The sequence below is a fragment of the Mesorhizobium sp. B2-3-13 genome (genome assembly GCF_006442195.1).
GTDB lineage: Bacteria > Pseudomonadota > Alphaproteobacteria > Rhizobiales > Rhizobiaceae > Mesorhizobium > Mesorhizobium salmacidum.
In genome coordinates this window covers 260,096-278,133 of the sequence record NZ_VFVQ01000003.1, presented here as the reverse complement: position 1 = coordinate 278,133, position 18,038 = coordinate 260,096, and the positions used below count along the sequence as shown (strand labels likewise).

General features: G+C 64.6%; 15 protein-coding genes. 13 read left to right on the top strand and 2 right to left on the bottom strand.

The window, feature by feature from the left end:
* The first annotated feature begins 6 nt into the window (after positions 1 to 6).
* The 3 genes from FJ941_RS05950 (at position 7) to FJ941_RS05935 (ending at position 3,082) form a co-directional block, all read left to right on the top strand.
* Positions 7 to 894 (top strand): F0F1 ATP synthase subunit gamma, encoded by an 888-nt coding sequence (locus FJ941_RS05950; RefSeq protein WP_140503875.1) that lies wholly within the window; start codon positions 7 to 9, stop codon positions 892 to 894.
* 69 nt (positions 895 to 963) lie between these two features.
* A complete protein-coding gene (gene atpD, locus FJ941_RS05940) occupies positions 964 to 2,562 on the top strand; it encodes a F0F1 ATP synthase subunit beta (RefSeq protein WP_181169720.1) in 1,599 nt (532 codons plus the stop codon).
* 112 nt (positions 2,563 to 2,674) lie between these two features.
* Positions 2,675 to 3,082, top strand: coding sequence for a F0F1 ATP synthase subunit epsilon (locus FJ941_RS05935; protein WP_140503873.1), 408 nt, complete (start codon positions 2,675 to 2,677; stop codon positions 3,080 to 3,082).
* Positions 3,083 to 3,227: 145 nt separating this feature from the next.
* Here the strand turns inward: FJ941_RS05935 and FJ941_RS05930 are convergent, their stop codons facing one another.
* The gene (locus FJ941_RS05930; RefSeq protein ID WP_140503871.1) at positions 3,228 to 4,736 is read right to left on the bottom strand and encodes a mannitol dehydrogenase family protein; all 1,509 of its coding nucleotides are present in this window, start codon (positions 4,734 to 4,736) and stop codon (positions 3,228 to 3,230) included.
* A 201-nt stretch (positions 4,737 to 4,937) separates the two neighbouring features.
* Here FJ941_RS05930 and uxaC point away from each other — a divergent pair, with 201 nt between their 5' ends.
* The 8 genes from uxaC to FJ941_RS05890 all read left to right on the top strand — a co-directional run bounded on the left by uxaC (position 4,938) and on the right by FJ941_RS05890 (position 11,998).
* Positions 4,938 to 6,350, top strand: a complete 1,413-nt coding sequence (uxaC, locus tag FJ941_RS05925) for a glucuronate isomerase (protein ID WP_181169719.1) — start codon at positions 4,938 to 4,940, stop codon at positions 6,348 to 6,350.
* A gap of 33 nt (positions 6,351 to 6,383) precedes the next feature.
* Entirely contained in the window at positions 6,384 to 7,361 is a 978-nt protein-coding gene (locus FJ941_RS05920) for a TRAP transporter substrate-binding protein (RefSeq protein WP_140503868.1), read from the top strand.
* 62 nt (positions 7,362 to 7,423) lie between these two features.
* A complete protein-coding gene (locus FJ941_RS05915; RefSeq protein ID WP_032935732.1) occupies positions 7,424 to 7,948 on the top strand; it encodes a TRAP transporter small permease in 525 nt (174 codons plus the stop codon).
* 3 nt (positions 7,949 to 7,951) lie between these two features.
* Complete coding sequence (locus FJ941_RS05910) at positions 7,952 to 9,232, top strand: TRAP transporter large permease (protein ID WP_027145118.1); 1,281 nt, start codon at positions 7,952 to 7,954, stop codon at positions 9,230 to 9,232.
* Between the two features lie 11 nt (positions 9,233 to 9,243).
* The gene (locus FJ941_RS05905; RefSeq protein WP_140503866.1) at positions 9,244 to 10,014 is read left to right on the top strand and encodes a FadR/GntR family transcriptional regulator; all 771 of its coding nucleotides are present in this window, start codon (positions 9,244 to 9,246) and stop codon (positions 10,012 to 10,014) included.
* A 22-nt stretch (positions 10,015 to 10,036) separates the two neighbouring features.
* Positions 10,037 to 10,888: a 5-dehydro-4-deoxy-D-glucuronate isomerase gene (kduI, locus tag FJ941_RS05900; RefSeq protein WP_140503864.1), complete on the top strand. Its 852-nt coding sequence runs from the start codon at positions 10,037 to 10,039 to the stop codon at positions 10,886 to 10,888.
* A complete protein-coding gene (kduD, locus tag FJ941_RS05895; protein ID WP_140503863.1) occupies positions 10,885 to 11,649 on the top strand; it encodes a 2-dehydro-3-deoxy-D-gluconate 5-dehydrogenase KduD in 765 nt (254 codons plus the stop codon). The genes kduI and kduD overlap by 4 nt, the downstream gene beginning before the upstream one ends.
* Positions 11,650 to 11,659: 10 nt before the next feature.
* A complete protein-coding gene (locus FJ941_RS05890) occupies positions 11,660 to 11,998 on the top strand; it encodes a cupin domain-containing protein (RefSeq protein ID WP_140503861.1) in 339 nt (112 codons plus the stop codon).
* Positions 11,999 to 12,258: 260 nt separating this feature from the next.
* Here the strand turns inward: FJ941_RS05890 and FJ941_RS05885 are convergent, their stop codons facing one another.
* Positions 12,259 to 13,680 (bottom strand): coniferyl aldehyde dehydrogenase, encoded by a 1,422-nt coding sequence (locus tag FJ941_RS05885; protein WP_140503860.1) that lies wholly within the window; start codon positions 13,678 to 13,680, stop codon positions 12,259 to 12,261.
* A gap of 231 nt (positions 13,681 to 13,911) precedes the next feature.
* Between FJ941_RS05885 and recQ the strand changes: the two genes are divergently transcribed.
* Together recQ and FJ941_RS05875 are read left to right on the top strand one after the other, a co-directional pair.
* The gene (gene recQ / locus FJ941_RS05880; protein WP_140503858.1) at positions 13,912 to 15,747 is read left to right on the top strand and encodes a DNA helicase RecQ; all 1,836 of its coding nucleotides are present in this window, start codon (positions 13,912 to 13,914) and stop codon (positions 15,745 to 15,747) included.
* Positions 15,748 to 16,325: 578 nt separating this feature from the next.
* The gene (locus FJ941_RS05875; RefSeq protein WP_140503857.1) at positions 16,326 to 17,663 is read left to right on the top strand and encodes a hypothetical protein; all 1,338 of its coding nucleotides are present in this window, start codon (positions 16,326 to 16,328) and stop codon (positions 17,661 to 17,663) included.
* The last annotated feature ends 375 nt before the right edge of the window (positions 17,664 to 18,038 follow it).

Here is an 18,038-nt window from a genome sequence, read left to right as displayed (position 1 = left end):
TGAAGCATGCCTTCATTAAAAGACCTTCGTAACCGTATCGCCTCGGTCAAGGCGACGCAGAAGATCACCAAGGCGATGCAGATGGTCGCCGCGGCGAAGCTGCGCCGTGCGCAAGAGGCGGCGGAAGCGGCGCGTCCCTATTCGGAGCGCATGGGTTCCGTCCTGGCCAACATCACCCAGGCTGTCGGTGGCGGTGGCGATGCCCCGGCGCTGATGGCGGGAACCGGCAAGGATGATGTGCATCTGCTCGTCGTCTGCACAGCCGAGCGCGGCCTGTGCGGCGGCTTCAATTCGCAGATCGCACGCCATGCCCGCGACCATATCCGCCGACTTCTGGCCGATGGCAAGCAGGTCAAGATCATCTGCGTCGGCAAGAAGGGTTTCGACATACTGCGCCGCGACTATGCCGCGATGATCATCGAGCGCGTCGATCTGCGCGAGGTAAAGACGCTCGGCTTCGTCAATGCCGATGCGATCGCCCGCAAGGTTATCCACCTGTTCAACGAGGGCGCCTTCGACGTCTGCACGCTGTTCTATTCGCAGTTCAAGTCGGTGATCAGCCAGGTTCCGACCGCGCAGCAGATCATTCCGGCAGCGTCCGCCTCTTCGGCTCGGCCCGAGTCGACGGATGGCGCCAGCGCCGTCTACGAGTATGAGCCGGAGCCGGGCGAAATCCTGTCCGACCTCATCCCGCGCAACATCGCGGTGCAGGTTTTCCGCGCGCTGCTCGAAAACGCGGCGGGCGAAATGGGCGCCAAGATGAGCGCCATGGACAATGCGACGCGCAACGCCGGTGAGATGATCAACAAACTGTCGATCACCTACAACCGCCAGCGGCAGGCACAGATCACCAAGGAACTGATCGAAATCATTTCGGGCGCCGAGGCGCTCTAGGCGCGGTCCGCGGGTCATGGCCCGCGAACCGGACCGCGTGAGAAACAAAGGACGAAAAGGGTAAAGACGATGGCGAAAGCAGCGACCCCGCAGAAGGCAATCCCGAAGGCAGCAGCCCCGGCGAAGGCAGCAGCCCCGGCGAAGGCGGCCAAGGCTCCGGCAGCGGCGGCAAAGGCGGCCCCGGCCAAGGCAGCAGCAGCACCGGCCAAGGCCGCCGCTGCCAGGACCCAGGCCATGGCCACCAGGGCCACCGGCGTTGTCGGCAAGGTCCGCCAGGTCATCGGCGCGGTCGTCGACGTGCAGTTCGGCGAGCATCTGCCGCCGATCCTGAACGCGCTCGAGACCGACAATGTCGGCAACCGCCTGGTGCTCGAAGTTGCCCAGCATCTCGGTGAAAACACCGTGCGCTGCATCGCCATGGACTCCACCGAAGGTCTGGTGCGCGGCCAGGAAGTGCGCGACACCGGCGGCCCGATCGCCGTGCCGGTCGGCCCGGGCATGCTCGGCCGCATCATCAACGTCATCGGCGAGCCGGTCGACGAAGCAGGCCCGGTCGACGCGGTCGAATTGCGCTCGATCCATCAGCCGGCTCCGGCCTATATCGAACAATCGACGGAAGCGCAGATCCTGATCACCGGCATCAAGGTGCTCGACCTGTTGGCTCCCTACGCCAAGGGCGGCAAGATCGGCCTGTTCGGCGGCGCCGGCGTCGGCAAGACCGTGCTGATCCAGGAATTGATCAACAACATTGCCAAAGCGCATGGTGGTTACTCGGTGTTCGCCGGCGTCGGCGAGCGCACCCGCGAAGGCAACGACCTCTATCACGAGTTCATCGAATCCGGCGTCAACAAGAAGGGCGGCGGCGAAGGCTCGAAGGCGGCGCTGGTGTACGGCCAGATGAACGAGCCGCCGGGCGCGCGCGCGCGCGTCGGCCTGACCGGCCTGACGGTTGCCGAATATTTCCGCGACCAGGGCCAGGACGTGCTGTTCTTCGTCGACAACATCTTCCGCTTCACGCAGGCGGGTTCTGAAGTGTCGGCGCTGCTCGGCCGTATCCCGTCGGCCGTGGGCTATCAGCCGACGCTCGCCACCGACATGGGCGCGCTGCAGGAACGCATCACCACCACCACCAAGGGCTCGATCACCTCGGTGCAGGCGATCTACGTGCCGGCCGATGACTTGACCGACCCAGCGCCGGCGACCTCATTCGCTCACCTTGACGCGACGACGACGCTGAACCGTTCGATCGCCGAAAAGGGCATTTATCCGGCCGTCGATCCGCTGGACTCGACCTCGCGCATGCTTGACCCGCTGGTCGTCGGCGACGAGCACTATGGCGTCGCCCGCCAGGTGCAGTCGATCCTCCAGCGCTACAAGTCGCTGCAGGACATCATCGCCATCCTGGGCATGGACGAGCTCTCGGAAGAGGACAAGCAGACGGTGGCCCGCGCCCGCAAGATCGAGCGCTTCCTGTCGCAGCCGTTCTTCGTCGCTGAAGTGTTCACCGGCGCGCCGGGCAAGCTGGTCGACCTCGCCGACACCATCAAGGGCTTCAAGGGCCTCTGCAACGGCGATTATGACCACCTGCCGGAAGCCGCCTTCTACATGGTCGGCGGCATCGACGAAGCGGTCGAGAAGGCACAGCGCCTCGCGGCTGAAGCGGCGTAATTCAAGCGAATAGGGAGTAGTGAGTAGTGAGTAGAGAATAGCAGATGTGACCAAGGGGCCTTTGCACCCCTTCACTACTGACTACTCACTATTCCCTACCTGCTAAGTTGATATGGCTGAAGCTTTCAAGTTCGAACTGGTCTCTCCGGAGCGCCTGCTGGTTTCCGCCGAGGTCGAATCCGTCGTTATTCCAGGCGCCGAAGGCGAGATGACCGTCATGGCCCATCATGCGCCGGTCATGACCACGATCAAGCCGGGCGTCGTCACGGTGAAGAACGCCTCGGGCGGCGAAGAACGCTATGTCGTGTTCGGTGGCTTTGCCGACATCGTTCCGGCCGGCTGCACGCTGCTGGCGGAATCGGCCGTCGCGGTGAAGGATGTCGACCGCGCCGATCTCGCCCGCCGCATCCAGGAAGCCAGGGAAGACGCCGTGGACGCCAAGGACGACCAGGCGCGCAGCAAGGCGGAGCAGTTCCTTGGCCAGCTCACCACGCTGGAAGGCGCCATCCTGCCGGCCTGAACTTCAATTCAGAAGCGAAGTGAAAAGCGGGGCACTTGCCTCGCTTTTTTGTTTTGTTCGAGCGGCGAGAATTCAGCTATGGCGGCGATGCTGTAGCGCCGGCATCAAAGTCCTCTATCGCCTGCTGATCCATGCCAGCTTCGCCTTACGGCCCTTCGCCCTCTATGCCGAGCGCAGCAAAGGCCAAAGTCGTGCCGTCCCGCCGCAGGTGGACGAGGTGGACGGCCACGAGTTCGATCAGCGTCTGGCGTTCGGCGTGATCCCTGGCGAAGCCGGTCAGATCGAACACCGCCGTCACGGTTTCGTTCGCCGGCAGCTGCTGGTCCAAAAGCGCCGTCAGCGGAGCATCGATCGGATCGGTGAAATGGCCCTCCGGCAAGCTCTTTCCGCGCGCCGCGCAGGCCGCGATCCAGGCTGCCACCACCAGCGTGAGATGGACCAGCTCGGTGCCGGCTTCGAGGCACTCGATAGCCGAAGCGATGATGCGCTGCGGCAGTTTCTGGCTGCCGTCATTGGCGATCTGCGCCGTGCGGTGGGCAAGTGCCGTGTTCGAAAAACGCTCGGCGAGCTCGGTCGTATAGGCTGATGTGTCGAGGCCGGCATCATCCGGCAATGTCGATCCGGCCTCCTCCCACAGCGCATCGACGAACTGCCTTATCGCCGGATCGGCGAAGGCGCGATCGACCGTGGCGTGGCCGCTGAGCAGGCCGAGATAGGCGATGCCCGAATGCGCGCCGTTGAGCAGCCTCAGCTTCATGTCCTCGAAAGGGGCGACATCGCCGACCATGGTGACGCCGAATTTTTCCCAGGCCGGACGGCCGGCCGGGAAATCGTCCTTGATCACCCATTGGCTGAAGGGTTCCGTCATCACGGGCCAGGCGTCCTCGATACCAAGTTCGCCCGATATCCGCGACCTGTCGGCATCGGTCGTGGCCGGCACGATGCGGTCGACCATGCTCGAGGGAAATGCGACATGACCTGCGATGTGGCCGGCGACCCCAGCATCGCCCGCCGAACCAGGACTGGCATCGCGCAATTTGGCGAATTCGATCAGCAGCCTGTGCAAGGTGGCGCCGTTGGCCGGCAGGTTGTCGCAACAAAGCACGGTAAAAGGCGGGGTGCCGGCGGCCAGCCTGCGGGCCAGCGCTTCGGTCAGAAAACCATGCGCCGTCTTCGGCTTTTGCGGATTGGCCAAGTCGTGGACGATGTCGGGATGCGTCGCGTCCAGCCCACCGCCCACCGCCCGCAGATAGGCTTTCTCGGTGATCGTCAGCGTCACGATGCGGGTGCGCGCATCGGTCAGCACCGCCAGCACCGCGCCCGGATCTTCCGGCGCCACCAGCATCGAACCGATCGAGCCGATGACATGCAGCTTCTCGCCGCCGCTGCCGCGGACCGCCAGTGTGTAAAGCCCATCCTGCGGCGCCAGCGCGTCGCGCGTATCGGCGCTGCGCAATGACACGCCTGTTATGCCCCAGCCCGTCTCACCGGCCGCCAGGCATTCATCGATATAGGCGGCCTGGTGGGCGCGGTGAAAGGCGCCGACGCCCAGATGCACGATGCCCGGTGTAACCGCACCGCGTTCATATCGAGGCGCGGCGACCTTGGCCGGTAATGCGGGCGCCGTGCGGTTGGAAAGGCGGCGGTCTGTCATCGGTTCGCGCACTCATCTCGTGAAACGGGGTCATGGAACGGCTGGTATCCACAGGCGGATCGCAAGCCGCAGAACACTGGCGGCGTAACACCGGCGGCGTTCGCCGACAATGCTCAGCTTTGCTCAAAAGTCATCATACAACAATCTAATTTTTGTATGTTGACATTATTTCTGGTCAACCCTACCGATAGGGCTGGGAGGATGGCCGTGGCACTGATCAATGCGGATTTGCTGTTTCCAACCGAGGCGCGTCCGCTCTCGATCGCCCGCGATCTCTATGCCGGCATCAAGGACCTGCCCATCATCAGCCCGCATGGGCATACCGATCCGCGTTGGTATGCGCTGAACGAGCCGTTCCCCGATCCCGCGCAGCTGCTCATCGTGCCGGACCACTATATTTTTCGCATGCTGTTCAGCCAGGGCGTGCGGCTGGAGGCTCTCGGCGTGCCGACCCTCGATGGTGCGCCCGTCGAGACCGACGGCCGGGCGATCTGGCGGCTGTTCGCGGAACATTATTACCTCTTCCGTGGCACGCCGACCCGGCTGTGGTTCGACCATGTGCTTGCGCATCTGTTCGCCATCGAAGAGCCGTTGAGCGCCGCAACCGCCGATCGCCATTACGACACGATCGCGACGGTACTGCAGTGGGAGAACTTCCGCCCTCGCGCCCTGTTCGAGCGCTTCAACATCGAGGTCATCGCGACGACCGAAGGCGCGCTCGACGAGCTCAGATGGCACCAGATGATCCGCGACAGCGGCTGGGAGGGCCGCGTCGTCACCGCCTATCGGCCGGACGCCGTCGTCGATCCCGATTTCGAAGGCTTTTCGGCCAATCTGGATCGGCTCGGCGAGATCACCGGCTGCGACACCGGGACCTGGGCCGGCTATCTCGACGCGCACCGCCAGCGGCGCGCTTTCTTCAAGAGCTTCGGCGCGACTTCATCGGACCATGGCCATCCGACGGCGGAGACCGCCAATCTTTCCGACGCGGCGGCGCAGGAGCTGTTCAACCGGGTCCGCGCCGGCTCGGAAGACGAGCGCGAACGGAAGCTGTTTCGCGCCCAGATGCTGACCGAGATGGCCAAGATGAGCCGGGATGACGGGCTGGTGCTGCAGATCCATCCGGGCTCCTCGCGCAACCATTCGCCTGGTGTTTTCCAGAAATTCGGCAGGGACAAGGGCTTCGACATCCCGACGCGTACCGACTATGTGACTGCGCTGAAGCCGCTGCTCGACTGTGTCGGGCTGGAGCGTGATCTCACCATCATCCTGTTCACGCTGGATGAGGCCGGCTATACGCGCGAACTGGCGCCGCTGGCCGGCGTCTATCCGGCGCTGAAGCTCGGGCCGGCCTGGTGGTTCCACGACAGCCCGGAAGGCATGCGCCGTTTTCGCGAGATGACCACCGAGACCGCCGGCTTCTATAACACGGTCGGCTTCAACGACGACACCCGCGCCTTTCCGTCGATCCCGGCCCGTCACGACGTGGCGCGCCGCGTCGACTGCGCCTACCTGGCGCGCCTCGTCGCCGAGCACCGGCTGCGCGAGGAGGAGGCGCATGAACTCGCGAAGGAGCTTGCCTACACGCTCGCCAAGAATGCGTACCGGCTCTGAGCCGGGCGTTTCGATTTTCAAAGGGAGGAAGTCATGTTGCATTTTTCGAAATTGACGGCGGCGACATTCGCCATCGGTTCGCTGCTGATCGGCGCTGCCAACGCCGAAACCGTGCTGCGATCCTCGGATACCCATCCGGACGGTTACCCGACCGTCGAGGCGGTCAAGTACATGGGCGACCTGATCAAGCAGCGCACCGCCGGCCGCTATTCGATCGAGGTCTATCACTCGGCGCAGCTCGGCGAGGAAAAGGACACGATCGAGCAGACGCAGGCAGGCGTCATCGACCTCGACCGTGTCTCGATGGGACCGTTTAACGGTATCGTGCCGGAGACCGCGGTGCCGTCGCTGCCCTACATATTCCGCTCCGTCGAGCACATGCGCCACGTCATGGACGGCCCTGTCGGCGACCAGATCCTGAAGGCGTTCGAGGCGCACGACCTCGTCGGCCTCGCCTTCTACGATTCCGGTGCTCGGTCTTTCTACAACACCAAGAAGGACATTACCTCGATGGCGGACATGAAAGGCATGAAGTTCCGCGTCATCCAGTCCGATGTGTTCGTCGACATGGTCAACGCGCTTGGCGCCAACGCCACGCCGATGGCCTATGGGGAAGTCTATTCGGCCCTGCAGACCGGCGTCATCGACGGCGCTGAAAACAACTGGCCGAGCTTCGAATCCGCCAAGCACTACGAAGTGGCCAAGCATTACACGATGGACGAACACCAGATCGTGCCGGAAGTGCTGGTCATGTCGAAGGCAAGCTGGGACAAGCTCTCGCCGGAAGACCAGGCGATCGTGCGCCAGGCGGCCAAGGACAGCGTCGTCAAGATGCGCGAACTGTGGGACGCGCAGGAGAAGAAGTCGCGCGGCATCGTCGAGGCCGCGGGCGTCAAGGTCAGCGATATCGACAAGCAGCCGCTGATCGACGCGATGAAGCCCGTCTACGACAAGTACCTGTCGACGCCCGAACTGAAGGACCTGGCCGCCCGCATACAGGCCGAGAAATGAACGGCAGGCTCAATGGATCGAGCAGCGCGGAGACCTCCGCGCTGCGTTCGGACGCGTCGGCCATGCGAGGATTCTGGCTGGGTGCGGAGCGGGTCCTGTCAGGACTTGCCAGGCTGGCGCTTTGGATCAGCGGCGCCGGCCTGACGCTGATGACGATCATCATCTTCTGGCAGGTCTTCTCGCGCTATGTGCTGAACCGTTCGCCGAGCTGGACGGAATCCTTCTCGGTTCTGCTGATGGGCTGGTTCATTTTTCTTGGCGCCGCCGTCGGCGTGCGGGAACGCACGCATCTGGGCTTCGACGTGCTGCTCTATGTCTTGCCTGCCTCGGCCAAGGCGGTGCTGCGCAGCATTTCCGATCTTGTCGTGCTGGCCTTCGGCGCCGGCATGATCGTCTATGGCGTACAACTGGCGAGGCTGACCTGGAACACGGTGATGCCTTCGCTCGCTTTGCCGGGCGGCGTCAGCTTCCTGCCGGTCATCCTGGGTGGCGCGCTGGTCTGCCTGTTTTCCTTGGAACGGCTGGCCGGGCGTTTTGCCGGCCTGCCCGTCGACGCCGACATCCATGCAACCGGCGAGGAGCCCTGAACCATGGCACTTATGGTCCTCTTCGGCACCTTCGTGTTCCTGCTGGTCATCGGCACGCCGATCGCGTTCTGCCTCGGCGTCGCCAGCTTCGCGACGATCCTCACGCTCGGGCTGCCGCCGGTCGTGGTGTTCCAGCGGCTCAATTCCGGCGTCAGCGTCTTTTCGCTGATGGCCATCCCCTTCTTCATCTTCGCCGGCGACCTGATGGTGCGCGGCGGCATCGCCGCGCGGCTGGTCGCACTGGCAGGCTCCCTGGTCGGCCATTTGCGGGGCGGTCTGGGGCAGGTCAACATCGCTGCGTCGACCATGTTCGGCGGCATTTCCGGCTCGGCGGTGGCGGATGCGTCGGCGGTCGGCGGGCTGATGATCCCGCAGATGAAGGCGCGCGGCTATGGCATCGACTACGCCGTCAACATCACGTCGGTCGGCGCCATCATCGCGCTTCTCATTCCACCGTCCCACAACATGATCATCTATTCGATTTCGGCCGGCGGCCGTATCTCGATCGCCGACCTGTTCACGGCCGGCGTGCTGCCGGGTCTGCTGCTGGCGTTGTCGCTGATGATAACGGCCTATTGGGTTGCCAGCCGCCGCGGCTATCCGACGGAGCCCTTCGCCGGCTTCGGCCGGGCCATGCAGCTGCTTGTCGCCGCCATTCCCGGCCTCATCCTGATCGCCATCATCTTCGGCGGCGTCAGGTCCGGCATCTTCACCGCGACCGAGAGCTCCTGCATCGCCATCGTCTATGCCTTCCTGGTGACGCTGATCATCTACCGCTCGATGAGCTGGGGCGACTTCGTCGCGGCGACGACGGCGTCGGTGCGCACCACGGCCATGGTGCTGATGATCATAGGCTGCGCGGCGGCCTTCGGCTGGCTGCTCGCCTATCTCAGGGTGCCGGCGGCGCTGGTCGCCTTTCTGCAGTCGGTATCCGACAACAAGCTGGTCATCCTGCTGTTGATCAACATCGTGCTGCTCATCCTCGGCACCTTCATGGACATGTCGCCGCTGATCATCATCACGACGCCGATCTTCCTGCCGGTGGTCATGGCCTATGGCGTCGATCCCGTGCATTTCGGCGTGATCCTCATCCTCAATCTCGGCATCGGGCTTTGCACGCCACCGGTCGGCGCGGTCCTGTTTGTCAGCTGCGCCATCGGCCGCATTCCGATCTGGACCGCGATGCGCTCAATCTGGCCATTCTACGGCGCCGCCTTCGCCGTGCTGATGCTTGTCACCTACGTACCGGAAATCTCATTGTGGCTGCCGGGCCTGTTCCATTAGGAGATCGCCACGTGTCCGTCAGTCCCGATCTCAAGGTCGAACGAAAACCCAAGCTTTCTGAAAGCGTGATCACGGCGATCCGCAAGCAATTGCTGGCGGGCGAGATTCTGCCCGGCCAAAAATTGCCGACCGAGGGCCAGCTGACCGAAACCTTCGGCGTCAGCCGCACCGTCATCCGCGAGGCGCTGGCCAAGCTTGCCGCCGACGGCCTTGTCGAGCCGCGGCAGGGCGCCGGCGTCTTCGTCACCGACCACATTTCGACCATGTTCGGCGCGCTTGCAGCCGACATGGGAGCCAAGGATTCCATCGCGCTCAACGTGCTCGAGGTGCGCCTGGCGATCGAAATCGAATCGGCCGGCCTCGCCGCCATCCGTCGCAACGCAGCGCAGGAAGCGGCGATCCAGGAAGCCTTCTTCGAGTTCGAGCGGATGCTGCTCGACAGCCAGCCGACCGGACCCGCCGACCTTGCCTTCCATCGCGCCATCGCCAGCGCCACCAACAATCCGTTCTATGTCGAAATGCTCGACGTGCTCGGCCGGCGCGCCATTCCGTGCGACGTGACCTCGCCCTGGTCGACCGAACTTGTGCAGTCCGACAGCTACCAGCGCGGGCTGCAGCGCGAGCATCTGGTGATCCTGAACGCGATCACGGCGGGCCATGCCGAAGCCGCGCGCGAGGCGATGCGCACCCATCTCGGCGCCAGCCAGCAGCGCTACCGCGAGCGCCTGCAGGCGCGGCAGGCCTTTTACGCCAGTTCGGTCAAGGCGGCCGCCGGGGAATGATCCACCAGAAGTCAGGACAGAGATGAGCCAGAACCACACCGACTACACATCGCGCTTCGCCATCGACCCGGCTGCCGCCGCCGCCATGGGAACGGACGAACTGCGCCATAATTTCCACATCGAAGACCTCTTCGAGCCCGGCCGCGTCAGCCTGACCTATACCCACTACGACCGCATGATCGTCGGCGGCGCCATGCCGGTGGCGACGGCATTGCCATTGGAAGCGATCAAGCCGACCGGCACCAAAGGTTTTCTCGACCGGCGCGAAATGATCGCCGTCAACATCGGCGGCGCCGGCTCGATCGAAGCCGGCGGCCAGTCCTTCGACCTGCGGGCGCGCGACATGCTCTATCTCGGCATGGGCTCCAGCGATGTGTCATTCGCTTCGTCCGACAAAGCCGCGCCGGCTAAATTCTACCTGCTCAGCGCGCCGGCACATCAGGCTCATCCCAGCCGGCTGATCCGCCTCGGCGACGCCAAGCGCCTCGATCTCGGCAGCAAGGAGGCCTGCAACGAGCGCTCGATCTTCCAGTTCATCCATGACGGAGGGACAAAAACCTGCCAGCTCGTGGTCGGCATGACGCAGCTGGCGCCAGGCTCGATCTGGAACACCATGCCGTGCCATGTGCATGACCGGCGCATGGAGGCCTATCTCTATTTCGATCTGCCCGAGGCGGCGCGCGTCTTCCATTTCATGGGCGAGCCGGACGAGACACGCCACATCGTCATGCGCAACGAAGAGGCGGTGCTGTCGCCGGGCTGGTCGATCCACTCTGGCGCCGGTACGTCCAATTACGCCTTCATCTGGGCGATGGCCGGCGACAATGTCGACTACACCGATGTCGACGCGGTGGCGATGGACGTGCTGCGGTGAGCGATCTCACAGCCTTCAGCCTGGCCGGCAAGCGCATCCTGGTCACCGGCGCCAACACCGGCATCGGCCGGGGCATCGCGGTCTCGATCGCGCGCGCCGGCGGCGCGGTGATCGGCGTCGGCCGCTCGTTGATGGAGGAGACGGCGAGCAAGGTCGCGGCTCTGGGCAGCGAATTCGAGACGGTTGCCGCCGACCTTGCCGACACGGGCGCGGCTGGACCGATGCTCGATCGTGTCTGGGACGAAAGCGGGCCGCTCGACGGGTTGGTCAACAATGCCGGCATCATCCGCCGCGCAGATGCCGTCGACCTGACGGAGACCGATTGGGACGATGTCATCGACGTCAATTTGAAGACCGCCTTCCTGCTCTGCCAGGCCTTTGCGCGGCGCGTCCTTGCCGAGGGACGCCAGGGCAAGATCGTCAATATCGCCTCGGTGCTGAGTTTCCAGGGCGGCATCCGCGTTGCGTCCTACACGGCGTCAAAGCATGGCCTGCTCGGCATCACCCGTCTGCTCGCGTGCGAGTGGGCGGCGAAAGGCATCAACGTCAACGGCATAGCGCCGGGCTATATCGAGACCAACAACACGCAGGCGTTGCGCGCCGATCCCGACCGCAGTGCGGCCATCCTCGGGCGCATTCCCGCCGGCCGCTGGGGGGAGCCCGGAGACATTGGTGATGCCGCCGTCTTCCTGCTGGCGCCGGCCTCGAACTACATGCATGGCGCGGTGGTGCCTGTGGACGGCGGCTGGCTGGCGCGGTGAGGAGGTGACGATGACCGAGCTGAAAGTTTTCGCGCAAGCCGGCGAGGCTGCCTGGACTCCGACCCCGGACGGCAATCGCCGGCGCGTGCTCCTATCCACCGACGAGCTGATGATGGTCGAATTCGGCTTCGACAAGGGCGGCGTCGGTGCGCTGCATTCGCACCCGCATGTCCAGGCAAGCTATGTCGCCGAAGGCCGTTTCGAGGTGACCATCGACGGACGGACCGAAATCCTGGAGACCGGCGGCAGCTTCATCGTTCCCTCCGGGCTGGTGCACGGCGTCAGGGCGCTTGAGGCCGGGCGTCTGGTCGACAGTTTTGCGCCGCACCGCGCCGATTTTCTCGCCTGACCGGGCCGCCAACGGTTCCTCGGCCAATGAAAAACCCGCGCCTCCAGGGAAGCGCGGGTTTGTTGCCTGGGCGCCAGAGCGTGTCACCGTTTCACAGAAACGGCGAAACGTTCTGCCTCTGTCTGACGCAATTCCGGACGGAAAACCGTTTCACACTTTTCCTGGAATTGCTCCAATGCGCCGCGGTACTCAAAACATCACCGCAGGACCGGAAACCTGCCGGATCATGGTGAATATAAACTTAATGCGCGCGACCTTGGTCAGGTGATGCGCTTGAGCAGCCCGAAAAGCCGTTCGAACGTCTTGCCATAGGGCGGCCGCAGAAGGGCTCCCGCGCTCAAGCGCGACTGCAGGAAGACCGGCTTCTCCTTGCTGAAAGTGCGGAACCCCCATTCGCCGTGATAGGCACCCATGCCGCTCGCGCCGACGCCGCCGAAGGGCTGGTTCTCCTGCACCAGATGAAGCATGCAGTCGTTGATGGTGACGCCGCCGGCGACGGTCTCGCGCAGGATGCGTTGGCGGTTGGTGCTGTCGTTGCCGAACCAGTAGAGCGCCAGCGGCCGGTCGGCCCGGTTCACATAGTCGATCGCGTCGTCGACCGTGGCGTATTCGACGATCGGCAGCACCGGGCCGAAAATCTCCTCGCGCATCAGCCGCAGGTCGGGGCCAGCGTTGCTGACCAGGGTCGGCAAAAGCTTCCGGCCCGCGGTGCCGAGGTCTTCGCCGGCCGGGTTGATCTCGGCGACATCTGCGCCGGCCTCGCGGGCCTCCGCGATTATGGCGCGCAGGCGCTGGTAATGCCGGTCGCTGACGATGGCGGTGTAGTCTGGGTTGTCGCGCAGAGTGGGGTAGAGCCGCGCCACGGCGACTGCGAGCTTCGCGGCGACCGTGCCTGCCTGTCCCTTGGGCACCAGCAGGTAGTCCGGCGCGATGCAGGTCTGCCCGGCATTCAACAGCTTGCCATAGGCGACGCTGGCTGTTGCCGTGTCGAGATCGCAGGAGGCGTCGAGGATCGCCGGCGACTTGCCGCCGAGTTCGAGCGTGACCGGGGTCAGGTTGGCGGCGGCGGCGATCGCGACCTGGCGACCGACCGCGGTCGAACCGGTGAACAGAAGGTGGTCGAACGGCATCGAGACGAAGGCCTTGCCCATCTCGGCATCGCCGGTGATGACGCTGAGTTCGTCCGGGGCGAAGTGGTCGCCGGCCAGTCTGGCCAGCAGTTCCGAGAAAGCAGGCGTCAGTTCGGAGGGCTTTACCAGGACGCGGTTGCCGGCGGCGAGCGCTGCCGTGACCGGCGCGACGGCAAGCTGAAAGGGGTAGTTCCAGGGCGATACGATGCCGACCACTCCGAGCGGCTGCGGCAGGAGGCGGTTTTTGCCCGGCAGGAAGGGCAAGGTGGTGGCGACACGACGCTCCCGCATCCAGCCGCCAACATGCGCAAGGGCATGGCGAATGCCGGCGCGCACGACAAACAGTTCCGCAAGCCGCGTCTCGTGCGCCGAGCGACCGCCGAAGTCGGCGCCGATCGCGGCGCAGATTTCAGTCTCGTGCCGCTCGGTCAGCGCCAGCAGGCGCTTGAGGCGGTCTTTACGAAGGCCAAGGTCGGCAAAGGGCTGCTTCTCGAAGGCGGCACGCTGCAACCGGAACCGTTCGCCGAGGACATCCTGTCTGGTCTGCAGCATCGCACCCTCCCTGGCATGTCGGGTCGAGCTTACATCGTGGCGCCGAGGAATCCAGCAGGGCGCAGATACCGCAGGGGAAGCGCGATCTCTCACAGGGGCAGAGAACGAGCCGGCCCTGTTGCGGCCCGGTGACGGCTGCGCTACTCCAGGGGATCACGCGGAGAGTCTCTTGGTCGGTTTCCACATCCTCTCCAATCCCCGAAAAATTGCTCCCAGCCAGGCGGCAGCCTGATGCAGGCACAGACGGCGAGTGTTCGGGCCGAGGATCCCAAGCGGCGCGTCCTGAAGGACGTGTTCGGCTTCGATGATTTTCGCCCCGGCCAGGCCGACGTCATGGACGCACTGCTCGGCGGGCGCCATGTGCTGGCCGTCATGCCGACGGGGGCCGGAAAATCGCTCTGCTACCAGGTTCCTGCGCTGGTCCTGGGCGGGCTAACTCTCGTCGTCTCGCCGTTGGTGGCGCTGATGCAGGACCAGGTCGCGGCGCTGCGGCTTGCCGGCGTCGCCGCCGATACGATCAATTCCTCGCTCGGCCGCGAGGCCAATGTCGCGGCGTGGCGCCGCGTGGCATCGGGCCAGACGCGGCTGCTTTATCTGGCGCCGGAGCGGCTGATGACCGAGCGCATGCTCGAGGCGCTTTCCAGGCTCGACATCAGCCTGATCGCCATCGACGAGGCGCATTGCATCTCGCAATGGGGGCCGGCATTCCGGCCCGAATATGAAGACCTGTCGCGGTTGCGCGGCATCTTCGCCAACGTGCCGATCATCGCGGTGACGGCGACGGCCGACGAGAGCACGCGCAGCGACATCGCCGCCCGGCTGTTCGCTGAGCGGGTCGAAACGCTGGTGCTGGGTTTCGACCGGCCCAACATCAAGCTGGCCATCGCGCCCAAGCAGGACAGCAAGCGCCAGCTGCTCGGCTTCATAGAGCGCCATGCGGGCAAGAGCGGTATCATCTATTGCCTGTCGCGCAAGAAGACCGAGGAGATGGCAGCCTTCCTCGAGAAGAACGGCGTCAGAGCGCTTGCCTATCACGCCGGCATGAGCAAGGAGGCGCGTGAGGCCAATCAAAACGCCTTCATGACCTTGTCCGGCGTCGTCATGGTGGCGACCATCGCCTTCGGCATGGGCATCGACAAACCCGACGTCGCCTATGTCTTCCACACCGATATGCCGGGCAGCCTGGAGGCTTATTACCAGGAAATCGGGCGCGCCGGCCGCGACGGACGCGAGGCCGAGGCGCATATGCTTTACGGTCTTGGCGACATCCGCATGCGACGGCTGTTCATCGACGACGAGGACGCCTCACCCGAGCACAAGAGACGGTCGCACCGCCGGCTCGACACGCTGATCGGCTATTGCGAAACGGCGCAGTGCCGGCGCCAGGTGCTGCTCGGCTATTTCGGCGAAGAGGCTCAAGCCTGCGGCAATTGCGACAACTGCCTCGATCAGGCGCCGCGCGCCGATGGCAGTGCCGAGGCGCGGAAAATCCTTGCGGCGGTCGCGCAGAGTGGCGAGCGCTTCGGCGCGGCCCATGTCATCGACATCCTGCTTGGCCACGAGACCGAGAAGGTGCTGGCGAGAGGCCATCAGACGCTAAGCAGCTTTGGCACCGGCGCCGCGCACAGGAAGACAGTGTGGCTGTCGCTGATCCGGCAACTGGTTGCGGGCGGGTTCCTGATGCCGGATCCCGAGGGTCATGGCGGTCTCGCCATCTCCGAAAGCGGCCGCGCGCTCGGCCGCGGCGAGATTGCATTCCAGTATCGCGCCGAGACGCGGGATCCTCTGGCGCGCGGCAGGAAGCGTTCCGGGGAAGGCTCCGCCGCCGGCGCCGAGGGCGTGGACGCCTCGCTGCTGGCAGCGCTCAAGGCGTTGCGGCTGCGGCTGGCCAAGGAGCGCCAGGTGCCGGCCTATGTGGTGTTTTCCGACCGCACGCTGATCGACATGGCCGACCGCCGCCCGCGCGACCTCGACGCCTTCGCCGAGGTGAACGGCGTGGGAGGGGCGAAGCTCAAGGAGTTCGGCGAGATTTTTCTCGCCGAGATTGCGGGGCATCAGGCTGGCTGAAGACCGCGAGGGCCCGACTCCAGACTGTAGTGCTGATCCGGCTGCTCCCAATGAGCAATGACAGCCGCGGCCTCAAAGTTGGGAGCGCAGCCTGCTGGCCAGCCAGTCCGAAGTTGTTTCCCGCAGGGACGCGCTCCCATTCGGCCCGGCCGATCTGCCGGGATCGCCCAAGATCCTGGTTGAACAAGTCAATCTGCGTTCTTGCGAAATCCCCGCCGTGCGCTGTCAGTCGCCCTGCTGCTTGCGATTGCAATGTTTTTCACGCCGCTCAAGCCCGCCGCTCCTCGGCGATGGCCCTTGCCCGCAGCTCAGATGCCTGCAAATCTCAGCTGAAAGACCTTCGCCGAAATATTGTGTGTGAGATATCCGGGTTAGTCCTTTAGGGGATCTGTGCCGACAGTTTTGAGAAGATTCGGAAGTCCCCTACCCTGATTCGGTAACTGACGACCCCTACCTGCCTTTGGTAGGTTGATGATCTGCCTAAGGGTTTGCCTGGCGTGTTAGCGCGGGGCGCTCGGGTTTCGCCGACTGACGCCACAGCGTTTCACCAGCGCGGTCGACGCCATGGAGGATCCGCAATGAATTACGAGCGGAGATCCAACTCGGCTTCCGCGCCCCTCGGCGACTGTCCTGACCGAGTATACACGATCGCTGCCTTGTTTCATGACGGCCTTAAACAGTATGACGACCGCAAACGGTCGAGAGCCGCCCCGCTGCGCCTCATTCCGTTTTGCCTCATGATGTTGCTTGGATTTGCAGCAGTCGGGCTCGCTCCGCTAGTAACGAAACCTCCTGTCGCTCCCACCCAAATCGTGCCGCCGGATGGCGGATCGTCGGAATCTGCTGCGGCGGAACAGAGGCAAGCCCTGGGGTGGGAGCGGTCTTGGGTCGACGCGTTGAGGCGTGGTCTGACCGCCGCTCGGAGGGAAAGCGAGGCAACTCGCGCCGAAGCGCTTGCCTCGCAAGTCCGGGTTAAGGGGGAGCATGACCAGGCTGAACGCGAACGCGCAGCCAGTGAACAGAGCTTCCTCACGCTGCACAAGGATATCGATGATATCGATGCACTCAAGACCGGCAGTGCGCATGGGGAAAATCTGCCCCGCGAACCGGCGGCGGCTCGCCAAGAACTGGCTGCCACGCGGCGCGTCATAGAAAACGCAAGCGCGCCGTCGCGCGCGGTCGCCGACCCGATGAACCAGCCGCAACCTGCCCTTGAAGCGCAGCGGCAAAAAGCCGACGGGCTTCCGCGCGACCTGGCGCAGCCGCGCCTGAGTGCCGAGGCCGTTGCACGCGATACCGCGGAAAGGTCTCTGGCCGAGGCCAGGCAGACGCTTGAAGAGGAGCGGCGGAAAGTCGGGCTCCTGGAGCGTGATATCGCCGGGGCCCGTCAGTCCATCGAAGCGCTGGAGGCGGGCGCGAAGCTGGCAGCAACAACGCGGGCCGGCGCCATCCAGGGCAGGCAGCTTGCTGAAGTTGCTGCAAGGCAGGCTGGCGACGCGCTCGCACAGGAACGCGAGAGAGCAAACGCGCTGGCGAGTGATCTTGAAACTGCTCGGCGGGAAGGCGACGCCGCAACGGAGGAATTGACCCGGATATCGACGGCGTTCAACGAGGCGGCGGAGCAGGAGCGCAAAAAAGCCATTGACCTGGCACGCGACCTCGCGTCGGCCCGCAAGGACATCGAGGCCCTCAAGCGCTGGGCTGAGCGCTGCACCTCGCATATCGAAAACGCGGCAAAGGCACTCCCCACCGATCGCGCAAGCGCACATGCGCCCCGGCGCAGATCGCTCAACCGAGGGCAGCAGGAGGTCGGCAACGCGGGAGTGCCCAAGTCGCGGGTCGTTCGCCTGACGACGATCACGCTGCCAGACGCGCTGCTTCCCACGCGACCCCCGGCTGAGGGGTTCAGTCAATGACAGCCGGGGATGGAGGATTGCGATGAGCAGATACGTCGCGGCCGTTTTCTCGATTGTAATCGCGACTCAACCTGCCATGGCTATTGAGGCAGGAGTTGGTGCCAAGGCCGGCAATGTCGGGGTTGGCACCAGTGTGGGCGTCGGCCAGAACGGGGCGTCAATCGGTATTGGCGCGAGCGTCGGTAGCGTAGGAGCCGACGCCGGAGTTTCGGTCGGGACAGGCGACGGCTCAGTAGGCGCAAGTGTTGGAGCCAGCGGCCAACTCAGTGGGCAAGGCGCCTCGTCCGAAAGTACCCCAGCAGGCGCTCCGCCAGGCAATACCCCTGGTCATCCCGCCGCCACGACCGCCCCGGCCGCAGGCGTGCCACACATCTC

What these genes read in the sequence shown, in the direction of transcription:
- FJ941_RS05950 (WP_140503875.1), top strand. Translation starts at nt 7, where the DNA reads ATGCCTTCATTAAAAGACCTTCGTAACCGTATCGCCTCGGTCAAGGCG.
- atpD (WP_181169720.1), top strand. Translation starts at nt 964, where the DNA reads ATGGCGAAAGCAGCGACCCCGCAGAAGGCAATCCCGAAGGCAGCAGCC.
- FJ941_RS05935 (WP_140503873.1), top strand. Translation starts at nt 2,675, where the DNA reads ATGGCTGAAGCTTTCAAGTTCGAACTGGTCTCTCCGGAGCGCCTGCTG.
- FJ941_RS05930 (WP_140503871.1), bottom strand. Translation starts at nt 4,736, where the DNA reads ATGACAGACCGCCGCCTTTCCAACCGCACGGCGCCCGCATTACCGGCC.
- uxaC (WP_181169719.1), top strand. Translation starts at nt 4,938, where the DNA reads ATGGCCGTGGCACTGATCAATGCGGATTTGCTGTTTCCAACCGAGGCG.
- FJ941_RS05920 (WP_140503868.1), top strand. Translation starts at nt 6,384, where the DNA reads ATGTTGCATTTTTCGAAATTGACGGCGGCGACATTCGCCATCGGTTCG.
- FJ941_RS05915 (WP_032935732.1), top strand. Translation starts at nt 7,424, where the DNA reads ATGCGAGGATTCTGGCTGGGTGCGGAGCGGGTCCTGTCAGGACTTGCC.
- FJ941_RS05910 (WP_027145118.1), top strand. Translation starts at nt 7,952, where the DNA reads ATGGCACTTATGGTCCTCTTCGGCACCTTCGTGTTCCTGCTGGTCATC.
- kduI (WP_140503864.1), top strand. Translation starts at nt 10,037, where the DNA reads ATGAGCCAGAACCACACCGACTACACATCGCGCTTCGCCATCGACCCG.
- FJ941_RS05890 (WP_140503861.1), top strand. Translation starts at nt 11,660, where the DNA reads ATGACCGAGCTGAAAGTTTTCGCGCAAGCCGGCGAGGCTGCCTGGACT.
- FJ941_RS05885 (WP_140503860.1), bottom strand. Translation starts at nt 13,680, where the DNA reads ATGCTGCAGACCAGACAGGATGTCCTCGGCGAACGGTTCCGGTTGCAG.
- recQ (WP_140503858.1), top strand. Translation starts at nt 13,912, where the DNA reads ATGCAGGCACAGACGGCGAGTGTTCGGGCCGAGGATCCCAAGCGGCGC.
- FJ941_RS05875 (WP_140503857.1), top strand. Translation starts at nt 16,326, where the DNA reads ATGAATTACGAGCGGAGATCCAACTCGGCTTCCGCGCCCCTCGGCGAC.